The organism is Brumicola blandensis (genome assembly GCF_031846165.1).
GTDB lineage: Bacteria > Pseudomonadota > Gammaproteobacteria > Enterobacterales > Alteromonadaceae > Glaciecola > Glaciecola blandensis.
The window spans coordinates 134,186-149,145 of record NZ_JAVRIE010000002.1; the positions used below are offsets into that span (position 1 = coordinate 134,186).

Genomic DNA, 14,960 nt, shown 5'->3' on the forward strand with positions numbered 1-14,960 from the left:
GCGTCAATTTCTCAGTCATCGATAACAGAAACGAAACATTTAGGTTTACAAATGGAACTTTAGATTGATTTTAATGACTTACATTAGACTACAAAAGGCGCTAAGTTCAGTTGATTAAAGCCAATTCAGTGTCTATTCTACACCACTAGGTAAATTTTCTTAACTATAGGGACGTAACATGAAACTACGACTAATCGGCGTCGGCTTTCTAGCTGGAATGCTCTCTCTCGCTAGCGCTAACGCTATGGCTCAAAGCAAACTCGAGCCAATAAACGCAGTAGAGGGTATCAGCGAATATAGACTGGATAACGGTCTTCAAGTGCTTCTATTCCCAGATCAAACCAAAGAAACGGTGACGGTAAATGTTACCTATCGTGTGGGCTCTAAGCATGAAAACTATGGCGAGACTGGTATGGCTCATCTACTTGAGCATTTGGTTTTCAAAGGCACACCTAAGCATAAAGATATCCCTGCAGAATTAAGTGCTGCGGGTGCAAGGCCAAACGGGACTACATGGACCGATCGGACCAATTATTTTGAGACATTCTCAGCCACCGAAGAAAATATCGAGTGGGCATTGTCTATGGAATCAAGCCGCATGGTTGATTCATTCATCTCTAAAGAAGATTTAGACAGTGAAATGACAGTGGTACGTAACGAATTTGAACGTGGCGAGAACAGTCCGTTTCGAGTGACTCTTCAACACATTGCCAGCGTAGCTTACGATTGGCATAACTATGGTAAGTCAACTATTGGTGCGCGCTCTGACCTAGAGAATGTGCCAATCGACCGCCTAAAAGCCTTCTACAAAAAATATTATCAACCTGACAACGCTACGCTAATTGTTGCTGGTAAGTTTGAAGAAAAGGACATGTTAGCTCGCATTCAAAAGTATTTTGGTGTGATTCCAAAGCCTGAGCGCGTATTACCAACATTGTATACTAGCGAGCCAGCGAAAGCGGGTGAGAGAAGTGTGACTGTTCGCCGTGTAGGAGACGCCCAAATCGTTGGTGCGGCGTATCACATCCCAGCCGGTTCACACCCAGATTTTGCTGCCATTGAAGTCCTCAGCCAAGTGCTAGGTGACACTCCAAGCGGTCGCTTACACAAAGCCATTGTTGAAAACAAACTCGCGAGTCGTGTTTACGGTTTTAACTTTCAGTGGCAAGAGCCGGGGCTTGCCTTTTATTTCGCAGAAGTAGACAAAGCGAGCGATTTATCTAAAACCAAAGATGTTTTATTAGATGTTGTCGAAAGCTTAAATAGCAATCCTATCACTCAAGATGAAGTTGATCGTGTAAAACGCAGTTTAATTAAAAATATTGAATTAACATCGAATTCTTCTGAACGTATCGCACTCGGATTAAGTGAGTGGTTAGCAATGGGTGATTGGCGCTTGTATTTCTTAAACAGAGATCGCATTGAAACGGTGACTTTAGAAGACGTTCAGCGCGTGGCTAACACCTATTTGGTGCGAAACAATAGAACACTAGGTCAGTTTATTCCTTCCGAAACAGCAGAGCGAGTCACTATTCCAGCAGTCGAAAGCGTTGCTGATATGGTTGATGGCTACAAAGGACGTGAGCAAGTGGCACAAGGTGAACTGTTCGAGCCTTCATTCGACAATATTGAAAGCCGTAGTGAAGTTGTTGCGTTTAATAATGGTACAAAAGCAGTGATGCTTGATAAAAAGACACGCGGTGAATCGGTGTCACTTACCATGATGTTCCAATTTGGCAACCTCGACAAATTAATGAACAAAGGCATGGTAGGTAACGCTACTGCAACCATGCTAACTCGCGGTGCAGCAGGTATGTCTCGTCAAGAAATCCAAGACGAGTTCGATAAGTTAAAAGCCAGAGTCAGTATTAGCGGTGGTTCAAGTTTAGCGTTTGCTAGCATTAGCACAACGAAAGAAAACCTAGCGGCTGTTATGACCCTGGTTGAAAAAATCATGAAGCAACCTGAATTTGATGCAAAAGAGTTTGAGCAGTATAAGAGCACGATGAAGGTGGATATTGAGCAAAACCTTCAAGACCCACAACAGCTTGCTTTTAATCAGTATGGTCGCTTAATGAACCCTTATCCAAAGGGTCACCCTTTGCACTCTGCTACTTTCGAGACCATGTTGGAGAACTTAGAAAAATTAAGCCTAGATGACTTAAAGGCTTTCCATAAAGAGTTCTACACTGATGACAACTTGCTAGTAAGCATTGTTGGAGATTTTGATAAGGCTGAGATCAAGAAGGTCTTGGAACAAAGCTTCACTTCTTGGGGTAGCGATGTTGATTACCAGCGTTTAAGCAACGCCTATCAAGAGATTGAAGCTCAGAATATTGTATTTGATACACCTGACAAAGAGAACGCGACTTTTGTCGCTGCTCTTATGTTGCCAGTAGGCCAAAAGCACGCAGATGCTCCTGCGCTAGAGTTAGGTAACTATATCTTCGGAGGTGGTTTCCTCAATAGCCGGATGGCAACGCGTTTACGTCAAGAAGACGGTTTAAGCTACGGTGCGGGTTCATTCATTTCTCAACTACCTGAAGATGATAAAACTACCTTTGGTGCCTATGCTATTTGCGCTCCGCAAAACCTCGATAAAGTCGAAGTTGGCTTCAAGGAAGAAATGGCTAGATTGTTGAAAGATGGATTCACTGATGAAGAAGTAGCAGCAGCTAAATCAGGTATTTTGCAATCGAAGAAAGTCAGTCGTGCACAAGACCGTGAGCTCGCAGGCACTCTGCGTAATACGATCCGTTATGATCGTGACTTACAGTGGTACGCCGATTACGAAGCGAAAATGGCAGCCTTAACGACGGAAGAAGTCAACGCAGTGATGCGTAAATATTTCGACCTCGACAAGATATCTATTATTAAAGCTGGCGATATGCAAAAAGCGAAGTCTGGAGAATAAGACAAGCGCTTAAAATCACAAGAGCCACTTCAATTTGAAGTGGCTTTTTTCTTTCTGTTCTGTTGCCCTCATGGTTTATGCACCCTCACCAAACGTTTCATTAATGGTAGCTTACTTGGGAATGGCTGTAATAATCTCTTGGCCGCATGTCTTAAAAGCTTATCACTCTCATCCTACTGAAAAAACCGTTTACCTTGCATAAATCCAATTCTTGTATTACAGTTATTTCTGTAAGTACAGAAATAACTGTAATACAAGCTTTCCAAACTAAAAGCACAAGGCTAATCAACATGAGTGATAACGATATTCGTATTACACCGTTAATGGAAACCTACATTTTGCACTGGGGAGAAATGGGCACGCGCTGGGGGGTAAATCGCACCGTCTCGCAGATTCATGCACTTCTTTACCTTTTAAATGCGCCAGTCAACGCAGAACAAATCGCGGCAGCCTTGTCAGTTGCTCGCTCCAATGTAAGCACTAGCATTAAAGAGTTACAGAGCTGGGATTTGATAAAAACTCACTCAGTGCTTGGTGACCGTCGAGATCATTTTTGTGTGAAAGGTGACACTTGGTCAATGCTTCTCACTATTGTTGAAGGTAGAAAGAAACGCGAGATTGACCCGATTCTTAGTATGCTTCGACAATGTGAACTCGATATGGAAAGCGATGCTGACACGCCAAAACAAGTCAAAGCTCAAATTAGCAAAATGCTAAGCTTTATGAATACGCTGACGGACTGGTATGAACAAATTAGAAGTTTACCAACCAGCAGTTTAGTCTCTTTAATGAAAATGGGTGCCAGAATTACGCGTTTCCTTCCTGGTAAAAAAAGCTAAACATTCGCGCTCATAGTAAGCGCTTTATGTGGAGTAAAGAGTTATGAAAGACACGGTCAAGCCCCTAGGTCAAAACCTTAATGTAGGTCCGCATACTGGTTTAAATACTCACTACCAGTTCGACGCAAGCCAGGTTTCCCAAGATATCATTCAATATTACTCACAGGTTGGACTCGACTACGAACCTTGGAGCCCAAATTACAACATGCACTTTGGTTACTATCTAATGGGAATGAATCCTTTTAAACGTGAACCTTTGCTTGTTGAAATGAATCATCAGGTGTTATCTAGACTGCAGCTCGACACTGATGCTATGAACCAAGTCATTGATCTTGGTTGTGGAGTAGGTGCGACGGCACGTTATTGTGCTCAGCATTATGAGAACACTTATATTACGGGCGCAACAGTGGTTCCTTGGCAAATTGAAAAAGCGTCGGTTTTCACTGAGCAGGCTAGTCTTCATGAACGAGCAAGCTTTCACCTAATTGATTATAGAAACACCCCATTTCCTGACAATAGCTTCAATGGCGCCTATGCTGTTGAAAGTAGCTGCTACGCTGATGGAACCAGTAAGGCGTCGTTTATCAATGAGGCTTTTCGGATCCTTAAGCCGGGAGCGCGACTAGTCGTTGCCGACGGATTTAGAAAGCGGACAAAGTCTAATCCATTATTTGAAAAGGCGTTTCGCCTTGTATGCAAGGGTTGGTCAGTTGATACTTTCGCTAATATTCATGATTTTACCCAAGCGCTCCGCGATGCCGGTTTTGTTGATATTAAGGTGAAAGATTCATCATGGCGTGCGTTACCGAGTGTTTTACATGTGCCTTGGGTGTCGATTAAATATTTTTTTAGTAATATTGCCATGAAAAAGGGCGAACGGACGATGCAGAAAATGCATTTTATCGCGCCTGTTATGGGCATGGTTATAGGTATGCACAGACGTGACTTTGCCTACTACCTTGTGAGTGCAAGAAAGCCAGAGCAATAAGCGCTTAGAAATGATATAACTATGAAAACTATCAAGATTTGAAGGAATAAAGAATGAAAGGTGCAGGTGGAAGTTCGGGTGGTGTAGGACTCTTTTTTATTGGTTTAGTGATGATGTGTGGTGGTTTCTACATGCTACTGAATGCAATAACAGTCAGTTCAAACTTTGGTTTAGGCTCTCGCCTTTTTGGTTTCTCTGGTTTTGGTAGTAATGTTGGTATAACTGGCGGCATGATCATGATTCCCTTCATTTTCGGTGTCGGCATGATTTTCTACAATAGTAAAAATTTACTCGGTTGGATCTTATCCATAGGCTCTATTACAGCTTTGATTTTTGGTGTGATATCTACCGTTAGATTCAACCTACGTACAATGTCTTCTTTTGAACTTATCGTCATACTTGTGTTGGCTGTGGGTGGCATCGGTCTGTTTTTGCGTTCACTAAAAAAGATAGATAGTAAATACAGTTAAGCCAAGACTCCTCAAATATTAAAGCGATGCTCGGCAGCACATAGGGGCTGCCATTGACATCAACTATTACATTTTCAACTTCGCAATGCTTCTATACTTGGTTTAAGCTGGGTGCATATTATCTAGAACAACGCTTTCTGAAGGACTAGCAAAATGCCTCACACTTTTTTATCACTGTTGTTATTGCCGTTTTTGGTTTTTACTTCGCCCACGAGCACAGCAATGTATCAACAGAAAGCGAAAGCAGGGGCCTCAGAGTCAAAGATTGTGGGACTGCTTGTGGTGGTAAATAAAACGGACAATAGCATCAGTATCATTGATACTGCTCAGCGAAAAGTCATCAATACATTACCAACAGGTAAAGGCCCTCATGAATTAGTGGTGAGTCAAAACGGAAAGTGGGCTGTAAGCACTGACTTTGTTGGCGGCGACAGTCTAACGGTGTTTGATATTGCAAACCAATCGGTGGTTCGCACCATAAAATTGGACAAATACCCTGGACCGCATGGCATTCGTTTTTTGAATGACCAACAACACGTGGCATTTACCTCAGGCAAGAGCCAGCACTTTGTGATCGCCAATATTTTTACTGGTGAAGTCACACAAGCAGTCAGCACGAAGCAAGACACTACCCATATGCTAGCGTTCAGCGAAAAAGAAGATTTCGCGTACACCACCAACATTCGCTCAAACACCATTTCAAAAATATCTTTGAATGATTTTAGTGTAGTTGAGCAGATCCCAAGCGCCGAAATGCCGGAAGCTATCAACATTACGCGTGATGGCAAGGAGATCTGGTATGGTGGAAATAAAGCAGGCTTGGTTCGTGTGATTAGTGCAGATTCTCATGAGACGCTGGCTCAGTTTGATGATTTTAGCTTCCCTTATCGCGTGCTTTTCTCTCATGATGAAAAGATTGCCATGGTGCCTGATTTTAGAAACCACGATATACGCTTTTTTGATGTTGCAAACAAAACGGAAATTGGACGTTTAGCGCTTGAAAGCGAAGCCGGTCCTCAAGGTATTACCCTACATCCAAGCCTCGATGTTGCATTCCTATCTTTGAACTTAAAAAATAAAATTGTTGCTATCGATATCCATACCCAAGAAATTATTGCAGAATACCCAACTGGCAATAACCCAGATGGCGTGGCTTTTATATCACTCAACTAATATTGAATTCCAGACAATAGGCAGTGTTAAACAGTGAACGATGATCTAAGTACGAGTAAGAATGAGCATTCTGATAAGCGTTTAAGAAAGTCTTATATTGCGGTTGCACAGAACGCTTCAGGTAGAAGTTTGAATGTGCCCATCTACCGAATTAGTGACAACCTACCTGGTCCAAAAGTATATATCCAAAGCTCCATTCACGGTGCAGAAGTGCAAGGTAATGTGGTTATTTATCACTTGATAAACGCACTTAAAGATATCCAAATTCAAGGCGAAATTGTACTCGTGCCTAACTGTAATCCGGTTGGAACGAATATAAAAGCGGGAGAGTACACGCTCGGGCGATTCGACCCCGTGAATGGTACGAATTGGAATCGTGGTTATTTTTATGACAAGGAAAAAGTGCAAAGCTTCGCTGATACCGTTTCTGCTGAAGACGATGAAGTGACGATAAAAGCCTTATTCCGCAAACAGTGGCAACAAGAGATTGAAAACAAGTTAGAACAACCTTGGGGGCTAGGCTTAGCGCAACAATTAAACCTTCGACTTCAACAATTAGCATTTGATGCCGACTATGTGCTCGATTTACATAATGGTCCAGTATCTACCCGTCACGTTTACATTCCTGAATACGCAAAATCAGCTGCAAAGGCCTTTTCTATTCCGCATTGTATCTTCATACCAAATGTTTTTGCTGGCGCCCTTGATGAAGCTTGCTTTTGCCCTTGGTGGACCTTACAAGAACACTTAAAAAATCGGTTTAATCAGGCTTATGATTTCGGTGTTCAAGCATTTACTTTGGAGATGGGTAGCCAAGAGGTTATCGATTTTGACGAAGGTGCGAAAGATGCAGCTAGCATTTTAGGTTTCTTAGCTGAAAACGGCGGCCTAGCGCAAAAAGAAAGCGCCGATGTTCATTATGCGCCTGCCAAAATGCAACGCTTAGGTGTTTATTTACGTCACTACAAAACCTTGTTCACGGATTTTGGTGGTATGGTCGAATACTGCGTTAGGCCGGGTCAACATGTGAAGCAAGGCGAAGTGATGGCACGTGTACTCAATATTGATGACCTTGATAACGATAATGCAATGCATGAAGTCAAAGCGCCTTGCGACCTAATCCCTATGCTACATTTTCCATCAGCGTCGGTGCTCAGTGGCACTCAATTATATAAGTGCTTTACTGAATATTTTGACGTTTAACCGAGTAAATGATTAAGCGGGATACTGCCGTTGTGTGTCTCTGCAGCCTAAAGTGAAACAAACTAGCTAATTCCAAATTGTATCGTATACTTTATGAACAGTTTAAGGAGTCACATATGAAAATTAGCTACTTGCTTATGATCTTTCTTCTTGCTGCTTGCAGCCCTCAAGTTGAAACAACAGAGGAAGCACAGAATACTACGGAAACGACCCTCCCCGCAGCTGCAGAACTTGCAGAATCTACCCCTATTGTTAAAGAATGCAGTCTACTTTTAGGCTTTGATGCGTGGGAACCTTATCAATACGCCGATGTGGGTGGACGAGTGGCTGGACTCGATATTGAATTAGTGAGTTTAGTTGCTAACGGAATTGGTTGTGAGATTACTTATAAACAAGGGACTTGGGTGGACTTATTAGGCTTACTCAAAGAGGGTGATATTGATATTTTGTTGGGGGCGTCTAAAACCCCTGCTAGGGAAAAGTTCGCCTTCTTTAGTGAGCCTTATCGTATGGAAGAGTTTTCTTTATACATCCGAAGCGGAGAACAAGACGACTTGGTTTTCACTACGCTTACAGAGTTTGTTAATAGTGGAAGCAAAGTTGGCGTCGTTGCTGAATACCTTTATGGAGAAGAAGTTGCGCGCTTAGTTGACCATCCTGAAACCTCGAAAATGTTTGTTAACGCCATTATGGGAGAGCTGAATGTTGCTCGCCTAATGGATGGCGATATCGATGGCTTTTTAGAAGACAGTTTCGTTGGTGCTTCAATGTTGAGACGCAAAGCATTGTCAGATTACATTATTGCCCAAGGCATCACGATAGAAACAGGCAACGCTTATGTGATGTTCAGCCAGGAGAGTGTTACACCAGAGCAGCTCGCTGCGTTTAACGCCGAGCTAAAACGGGTAAAAGCTAGTGACGATTATGAAGACCTCATGGCCAAGTATTCTTATTAACTAAACTGGTGGCGACCGGTCACTACCGCAACCGGTCACCAGCCGTCATCCCCGCAACCTGTCATCCCCGTAACCTGTCATCCCCGTAACCTGTCATCCCCGCTAGCCGTCATCCCCGTAACCTGTCATCCCCGCGAAGGCGGGGACCTGATTCCTGCCTCCGCAGGAATGACAATATGGATAGGAATGACAAGATGGGCAGGCGTTACAAGATAGGCAGGAATGACAATATGGGCAGGCATGACACCAACAAAAGTATAGCAATATAAATGTTATAAAAACGCCACAATAACGTGTTGAAACTGTGATTATTTGGCTGCTGCCTTTCCCCTATAATCAAGGCACCGAATGACTCATGAATCCAAAATCATGTATACACGAACTTCTTTATTGGCTTTTTTAATGCTGTTAGCAAATTCAGCATACTCTTTTGATTTTGATATAACGTCATTCAGAACTACGCTATCAAAGCCTGACACCAGTCACACATTGATATTTGAACCTCAAGGTATTGATGGGCAGAAAACGGTCTTTAATTTAACACCACTGAATAACGAACGCCTTGGTTTTTTTGTAGACGTCAATGGAATTGAGATTGGTTATGCCGTAGATGTTTTTGAAAATAGCGTTGAAACGAAAACCCAGAATTTCCTGTTTTCCTATCGCAAGCTTAAACACTCAAGGATTACTCTTAATTATCAAATACTCGAAGGCCTTGAGACTGAAGCTGAAAACCTGCGTGGCGTTGGTGCAGAGCGTCGTTTTTTGGAGAACAGCAAATCGTCCAAAATAGAACTCTTCGGTTTACATAATTTGTATACTTTTGGTGAAGGTGAGTCTTTATTTGAGCATTTCTTTTTAAATCGCCCTGTATTAAGTAACAAGTTTGATTGGTCTCTCAGTGTTGTTGGCGGATGGTCACTGAAGTATTTGTCGCTTGAAAGTCCCAACTCTATCCTATTTGATGCTGAATTTATTCAGGGAGATATACCTCAAGTGACTGAACTCAAATCGACTTCGTTTAGCGCGAATGTTGGACCTTTGTTGAGTGTCAACTTACCTAACAACTTCAACTTCTTTGCCGAGTATAAATACGGAAAAGGTCATATTAAGAATGAGAACAGTAGTATCGGTTTGAAGCAATCAGGAGATGAGAAGTCGAAAGCACTGGGTGTGGGTTTTTCTTGGACATCGCAAGATAAGAAAACCCTAGTCCTTATTCGTGGATGGGATCAAAAAGGACGCCATATTGAAACCTCCTTTGGTGACCTTTCGGTAGTGCGCTTCTTTTAAAGCACTTCGCTGAGTAGGGCTTATTCCGCTGGGAAAACAACTTTATCAGGGTATTTTGCTGGCACATTTTTATAATAGCCATAGACCGTCGTCATGTCTTGCTGGAAATCACCAGAGCTTTTGAAATTCGGACCAATCAGCACTTTTTTATCTACAAAATCAAAGCCAATTAAAACAACCGGCACATCTGCCTTGTGTGCAATGGCGAGAAAACCTGTTTTCCAGGGAAAAACCTGAGAACGAGTTCCTTCAGGTGCGACCGCTAAAATCATCTTCTCATTCGCATCGAACTCCTCAACAACTTGTGCCACAACACCGTGCTTAGAACGTCTGTCGACCGGCATACCGCCAATAAACTCTAGCAACTGTTTTACCACCGGGACAAAGATACTGTGTTTGCCTAAAAAGCGGATCTTGATACGCAGTGAGAACAATACTGCAACGCCTAAAAAGAAATCCCAATTGGATGTATGAGGGGCCACAGCCATTACAAACTTTGGCTCTTGTGGCAGCTTTCCTTCTATTTTCCAGCCAGTGACTTTTAGAAGAGTATCACCCAACCACCCAGAGAAACGGTTGCCGCCTTTTGGTGGCTCATTCGCCATCGTGTTTATTGCCATTTTTACCTTCATTGTTTGCTGAGCGATCAAGGAGTTTAGAAATAACAAAGATGAGTGCCACAATAGCAAGTAAAATTAAAAGGTATGGCAAGCAACACTCCTAACTTGTCTATTTCCAAATTTATGCACCATACTAGTGCCTTAATTTGTATTAGGCAATCAGCTAATCTTGTAGTCACCGACATGCCTAGGTAACATGCAGTTGAGCAAGCACACCGTGACTACGTATGGAAACCTTTAATTGAATTCTCAACAAGCAAATATGGAAGAATTGAATACGCTATATTTGGGCGATTGTTTGACCGAAATGCGTAAAATAAGGCCAAATTCAATTGACCTAATCTATCTCGATCCCCCGTTCTTCACCGAAAAAAAACACAGTTTGAAAAACCGAGATGGCAGCACGACATTCAGCTTTAACGATATTTGGGGCGATCAAGAAAGTTATGCTTTGTTTTTGCATGAACGTTTGTTGGTCATGCGAGATCTACTGAGCGACACCGGTAGCATTTTTGTGCATTGTGATAAGTCAGCAAATCATATTGTGAGAGCCTTGCTAGATGCTGTGTTTGGTGCGGAGAATTTTCAATCAGAAATTATATGGCACTACAAACGATGGTCAAATGCCAAAAAGGGCTTACTACCCAGCCATCAAAACATCTACTTCTTCAGCAAAACAAAGAACTTCAAATTCCGCAAAGTTTTTACCGCTTATTCTGATGCAACCAATTTAGACCAAATTCTGCAAAGACGTACACGAAACAAAGACAATAAGTCGGTATATGCACGCGATGCAAACGGTAAGATTGAAATCGGAGATGCCAAACAAGGTGTTCCTTTGAATGATGTTTGGGATATTCCTTATTTAAATCCAAAAGCCAAAGAACGCGTGGGCTACCCAACGCAAAAGCCCTTGCTGTTACTTGATCGCATAATCGAATTGGTCACAGACGAAGATGATGTCGTGTTGGATCCATTTTGTGGTAGCGGAACAAGCTGTGTGGCCGCAAAACTATTGAAGCGGCGTTACCTTGGTATCGACCAGTCTGAAGACGCTATAAACTTAGCACAAAGTCGCTTACAGGCGCCGGTAAAAACAGATTCAGCGCTGTTGACGAAAGGGCGAGACAGCTTCGCGAAACAAGACTCGGTAATACTGGAATGCCTAAAAGGCCTAGCTTTTAATCCGGTCAATAGGAACCAAGGAATTGATGCAATCCTGATCGAACAGTTTGAGAACACGCCCGTGTTGGTAAAAGTCCAAAAGAGCGATGAAACCTTAGCTGAAGCAGCTACTCGATTACTGAAGGCTGCGTCGAAGAAAGGCTCAAAACGTGTATTCTTAGTACAAACACTAATAGACCTGAATGACTTGCCGCCTAGCCGCGATAATATTGATATGATAGTCATTCAAACACCCAGTGTGCAAATCCAAGCAAGGAGTCTAGCTTGAATAAAGTCGCTATTTTTGTTGATGTTCAAAATATCTATTACACCACCAGGCACACTTTTGGTCGTCAATTTAATTACCGCCATTTTTGGCAGCATATTCAAGCCGATAAACAGATAAGTGAGGCTTTTGCATATGCAATCGATCGTGGGGATGAGCAACAAAGGAAGTTTCAAAGTGCCCTACGGCACATTGGTTTTGAAGTAAAACTAAAACCTTTTATTCAGCGTGCTGATGGCTCAGCAAAAGGGGACTGGGACGTGGGCATCACTATCGATATTCTGGAAGCGGCGCCTCATGTCGATGAAATTATATTATTGTCTGGCGACGGGGATTTTGACCGGCTACTCAGTAAGGTCCGACAAGACCATAACTGCAAAGCCAGTGTTTATGGTGTGCTGAATCTAACAGCGAACTCTCTTATCAATGCGAGTTCCGAGTTTATCGATATTGATGAGAAGTGGTTGATGTAGTAACTTTCCCACAGTGTTGGGTGGCATGAATGTGTAAACTGTGTAACAAAAATAATAGAAAACGGGTGAATAATGAATAATAAAATAATAGGTATCGTTCTTTTAGTAGTGGGTGTAGCGTTGGCTTTTTGGGGCTACGATGTTTATGACTCTGCGGGAGCAACGATAGGTCGTGCAATTAGCGGAGATACGCCCATCGAAGCCTGGCTAGGAATGGTTGGCGGAGCGGTGTGCATTATTCTAGGTGCATTAAAGCTTAAATGACGAATATTACTTTGAGCTTGCTAATGAGGACCGCTTGAGCACGATGATAATCTAAAATGCGCTCAAGCGACCAACTTAACTTAGTTGCTGTCTTTGTCACTCTCTTGTTTTTTCGCTTCAGCTTCAGCCCTGGCTCTGGCTTCTGCCTCTTTCCTAGGGTCAAGGTCGGTCACTGTGACAGACCCTCCGCCGAAGTTCACCGCTCTCACTCTCATAAGAGAAATAAGCTCGTTTTTCTGCGCTGGAGACATCTCAGTACCGGTAGCCATGCGGGTGCCGCCGCCATTAGCCACATAAAGTCCGATATCTCTGCGGCGAATGCTTCCGTACAAATCGTTAATACGCCAGTTACTGATGTCTGCTTTGAAGCTTGAGGCGTTTTCTATGAGCTCTCGAATAGACGCATTCGCAAACTGTAAAAGATGTGATTTGAGTGCTTGGTTAAAGCCCGGAAAAAGGTGCGCATTTCTCTCATAAAAACTGGAAACTCTCACGACACCCTTGCCACTATTGAACTGTGTGCCTCTATTTGAGTTAACAAACTCGGCGGCATTACTCTTTAAGTTCTGTATAACGTTACTTGCAGTGAAGGCTTTGGTACGAATATTAGGGCTACCTTTAATGCCTTGGTGTAAACCGTAAATGTATAAAGTACTATCGGGGTATAGAGCGGGAAGTACTCGATAATGGATATCATTGAGGCTCAGTTGAACGCCATCTACTGACAACAATTTCCTTTCAAGAATAGAATCTTCGCCGGTTAAAACGGGTCGTAAACTATTCATCGGATAAAGGAGAGCGACTTCATTAATAAGCGTCACATTGTATAGATTTAACCAGTAGGCCAACTGCGCTTCTTGTGTAAATTGATTCAAAGGAGTCACACTAGGGATGGCTTCAAGTTCTTTGCGCAGTCTTAGAATTTTTTCTTGGTCTTTCTTAAGGCTTTCATAAAAAAAACGGTTTGCTTCATTTTCTGTTGCGCGATCGACTGTTTGTGTAAGACGCGTCCCTGTTGATGGTGGTACAGGCCTGGCAAAAGCGCGCGTCGAAGGGCCCATATTCATCACGCCAGCATGCATTAGTTGGTCCACAACACTAAAATCCATTTCAAGCTGTGAGTTTTCAGTGAACTCTGAATACTTGGCATAATTCAGCGTGTTGCCTTGCTGAGCGATTAAGCTACCAGACACAGTGAGCAATACGGTAAGTACTGATACCTCGAACAATCTTTTAAACATTGCGGCAATCCTTGTTATTTAAGCTTCATCCGAAAAGTTAGAAAGGTCTAACTCTTGCTCTTGAGTATAAAAAACTTCTCAGAATTTATAAATATTACTCATGAGATTACTTATACTTAAATTGTCGCAAATTGTTTCAAATGACACATGAAAAAGTACATTCATACAGACAACTAACTTTCACCAGTTCGGCGCTTCACGATGCCGTAGAGGTGATCAGGTAATCCATTGCAGCACGGACCCGTAATGGTAAGAAGCGTTTACTCGGATACACCAACCAGGTAGGTATTGCACTGAAGCAGAATGGCTTAAGAATGGGCTGAAGTGATTGATTCTCGATAGCTTGCTGTAGCGTCGTTTCTGGCAAGTAACAAATTCCCGCACCCGTTACAGCGCTTGTTACAAGGCTTGTGGCGCTATTTGACTGCCATACTGCAGGGACGCGTACAGAAAACTCCTTACCGCCTTCTTCAAAGCGCCAAGTATCATTCATTGAGATAATGCATCGATGTTTGCTCAGTTCACTAGGGTGTGTCGGTTCGCCATGTTGTTTCAGATAAGCTGGCGAGGCAGCTGCAACCAACTTGCGCTCAGTGAGTTTGCGGGCAACTAAACTTGAATCAGACAAATGTCCGTAGCGAACAGCAAAATCAAAACCGTCGTCGATGAGGTTGATATTGCGCGGATTAAAATCCATTTCGATACGCAGTTTTGGATGCAATAATCCAAAGCGTGCTAGGGCAGGGGACACGAACCGCTCTGCATAATCACCAGCAGCTGATACCTTAATTCTACCTTCTAACTCTGCCGCATCAGAAATAAGCGAGGCATTGGCTTCCTCCATTTCATCAGAAATATCAGCGCACTTTTGAAAATAGTCATGGCCCGCATCGGTTAAGCGAACGACACGGGTAGTGCGGTGGACTAACCTAACACCAAGCTTTTCCTCAAGCGCATTCACTCTCCGACTGATATGCGAAGCAGACACTCCCAAACGCTTAGCCGCTTTTGAAAAACTTTGAGTTTGACCAAGCGCGATAAACTCTTCAATTGCAAAAAACATAGATTACTCCGAC

14 protein-coding genes are annotated in these 14,960 nt (G+C 42.8%); 11 read left to right on the top strand and 3 right to left on the bottom strand.

Annotated features, from left to right (window positions below; all coding sequences use genetic code 11):
• Nucleotides 1-178: 178 nt before the first annotated feature.
• The 8 genes from RM544_RS05845 (at nt 179) to RM544_RS05880 (ending at nt 9,836) form a co-directional block, all read left to right on the top strand.
• Nucleotides 179-2,914 (top strand): M16 family metallopeptidase, encoded by a 2,736-nt coding sequence (locus RM544_RS05845; protein WP_311360835.1) that lies wholly within the window; start codon nt 179-181, stop codon nt 2,912-2,914.
• Nucleotides 2,915-3,204: 290 nt separating this feature from the next.
• Nucleotides 3,205-3,753, top strand: coding sequence for a GbsR/MarR family transcriptional regulator (locus RM544_RS05850; protein WP_311360836.1), 549 nt, complete (start codon nt 3,205-3,207; stop codon nt 3,751-3,753).
• 43 nt (nt 3,754-3,796) lie between these two features.
• Nucleotides 3,797-4,741 (top strand): methyltransferase domain-containing protein, encoded by a 945-nt coding sequence (locus RM544_RS05855; RefSeq protein ID WP_311360837.1) that lies wholly within the window; start codon nt 3,797-3,799, stop codon nt 4,739-4,741.
• Between the two features lie 53 nt (nt 4,742-4,794).
• Nucleotides 4,795-5,211 carry a hypothetical protein gene (locus RM544_RS05860; protein WP_311360838.1) on the top strand — a complete coding sequence of 139 codons (417 nt, stop codon included), beginning with the start codon at nt 4,795-4,797 and terminating at the stop codon, nt 5,209-5,211.
• A gap of 153 nt (nt 5,212-5,364) precedes the next feature.
• Nucleotides 5,365-6,384 (top strand): YncE family protein, encoded by a 1,020-nt coding sequence (locus RM544_RS05865; RefSeq protein ID WP_311360839.1) that lies wholly within the window; start codon nt 5,365-5,367, stop codon nt 6,382-6,384.
• 33 nt (nt 6,385-6,417) lie between these two features.
• Nucleotides 6,418-7,587 carry a M14 family metallopeptidase gene (locus RM544_RS05870; RefSeq protein WP_311360840.1) on the top strand — a complete coding sequence of 390 codons (1,170 nt, stop codon included), beginning with the start codon at nt 6,418-6,420 and terminating at the stop codon, nt 7,585-7,587.
• A gap of 116 nt (nt 7,588-7,703) precedes the next feature.
• Nucleotides 7,704-8,543 carry a substrate-binding periplasmic protein gene (locus RM544_RS05875; protein WP_311360841.1) on the top strand — a complete coding sequence of 280 codons (840 nt, stop codon included), beginning with the start codon at nt 7,704-7,706 and terminating at the stop codon, nt 8,541-8,543.
• Between the two features lie 348 nt (nt 8,544-8,891).
• Nucleotides 8,892-9,836 carry a hypothetical protein gene (locus tag RM544_RS05880; protein ID WP_311360842.1) on the top strand — a complete coding sequence of 315 codons (945 nt, stop codon included), beginning with the start codon at nt 8,892-8,894 and terminating at the stop codon, nt 9,834-9,836.
• A 20-nt stretch (nt 9,837-9,856) separates the two neighbouring features.
• On the opposite strand, the gene RM544_RS05885 is transcribed toward RM544_RS05880, so the two are convergent.
• Nucleotides 9,857-10,456 carry a 1-acyl-sn-glycerol-3-phosphate acyltransferase gene (locus RM544_RS05885; protein ID WP_311360843.1) on the bottom strand — a complete coding sequence of 200 codons (600 nt, stop codon included), beginning with the start codon at nt 10,454-10,456 and terminating at the stop codon, nt 9,857-9,859.
• Nucleotides 10,457-10,697: 241 nt separating this feature from the next.
• Between RM544_RS05885 and RM544_RS05890 the strand changes: the two genes are divergently transcribed.
• From RM544_RS05890 to RM544_RS05900, 3 genes are all read left to right on the top strand, one after another.
• Nucleotides 10,698-11,909: a DNA methyltransferase gene (locus tag RM544_RS05890; RefSeq protein WP_311360844.1), complete on the top strand. Its 1,212-nt coding sequence runs from the start codon at nt 10,698-10,700 to the stop codon at nt 11,907-11,909.
• A complete protein-coding gene (locus tag RM544_RS05895; protein WP_311360845.1) occupies nt 11,906-12,379 on the top strand; it encodes an NYN domain-containing protein in 474 nt (157 codons plus the stop codon). The genes RM544_RS05890 and RM544_RS05895 overlap by 4 nt, the downstream gene beginning before the upstream one ends.
• Before the next feature lie 72 nt (nt 12,380-12,451).
• Nucleotides 12,452-12,643 carry a DUF3185 family protein gene (locus RM544_RS05900; RefSeq protein ID WP_311360846.1) on the top strand — a complete coding sequence of 64 codons (192 nt, stop codon included), beginning with the start codon at nt 12,452-12,454 and terminating at the stop codon, nt 12,641-12,643.
• 80 nt (nt 12,644-12,723) lie between these two features.
• Here the strand turns inward: RM544_RS05900 and RM544_RS05905 are convergent, their stop codons facing one another.
• Nucleotides 12,724-13,884: a DUF547 domain-containing protein gene (locus RM544_RS05905; RefSeq protein ID WP_311360847.1), complete on the bottom strand. Its 1,161-nt coding sequence runs from the start codon at nt 13,882-13,884 to the stop codon at nt 12,724-12,726.
• 196 nt (nt 13,885-14,080) lie between these two features.
• Nucleotides 14,081-14,947, bottom strand: coding sequence for a LysR family transcriptional regulator (locus RM544_RS05910; RefSeq protein WP_311360848.1), 867 nt, complete (start codon nt 14,945-14,947; stop codon nt 14,081-14,083).
• Nucleotides 14,948-14,960: the final 13 nt, after the last annotated feature.

Bases quoted from the DNA above. Each gene is read 5' to 3' on its own strand.
- RM544_RS05845 (WP_311360835.1), top strand. From the start codon at position 179: ATGAAACTACGACTAATCGGCGTCGGCTTTCTAGCTGGAATGCTCTCT.
- RM544_RS05850 (WP_311360836.1), top strand. From the start codon at position 3,205: ATGAGTGATAACGATATTCGTATTACACCGTTAATGGAAACCTACATT.
- RM544_RS05855 (WP_311360837.1), top strand. From the start codon at position 3,797: ATGAAAGACACGGTCAAGCCCCTAGGTCAAAACCTTAATGTAGGTCCG.
- RM544_RS05860 (WP_311360838.1), top strand. From the start codon at position 4,795: ATGAAAGGTGCAGGTGGAAGTTCGGGTGGTGTAGGACTCTTTTTTATT.
- RM544_RS05865 (WP_311360839.1), top strand. From the start codon at position 5,365: ATGCCTCACACTTTTTTATCACTGTTGTTATTGCCGTTTTTGGTTTTT.
- RM544_RS05875 (WP_311360841.1), top strand. From the start codon at position 7,704: ATGAAAATTAGCTACTTGCTTATGATCTTTCTTCTTGCTGCTTGCAGC.
- RM544_RS05880 (WP_311360842.1), top strand. From the start codon at position 8,892: ATGACTCATGAATCCAAAATCATGTATACACGAACTTCTTTATTGGCT.
- RM544_RS05885 (WP_311360843.1), bottom strand. From the start codon at position 10,456: ATGGCAATAAACACGATGGCGAATGAGCCACCAAAAGGCGGCAACCGT.
- RM544_RS05900 (WP_311360846.1), top strand. From the start codon at position 12,452: ATGAATAATAAAATAATAGGTATCGTTCTTTTAGTAGTGGGTGTAGCG.
- RM544_RS05905 (WP_311360847.1), bottom strand. From the start codon at position 13,884: ATGTTTAAAAGATTGTTCGAGGTATCAGTACTTACCGTATTGCTCACT.
- RM544_RS05910 (WP_311360848.1), bottom strand. From the start codon at position 14,947: ATGTTTTTTGCAATTGAAGAGTTTATCGCGCTTGGTCAAACTCAAAGT.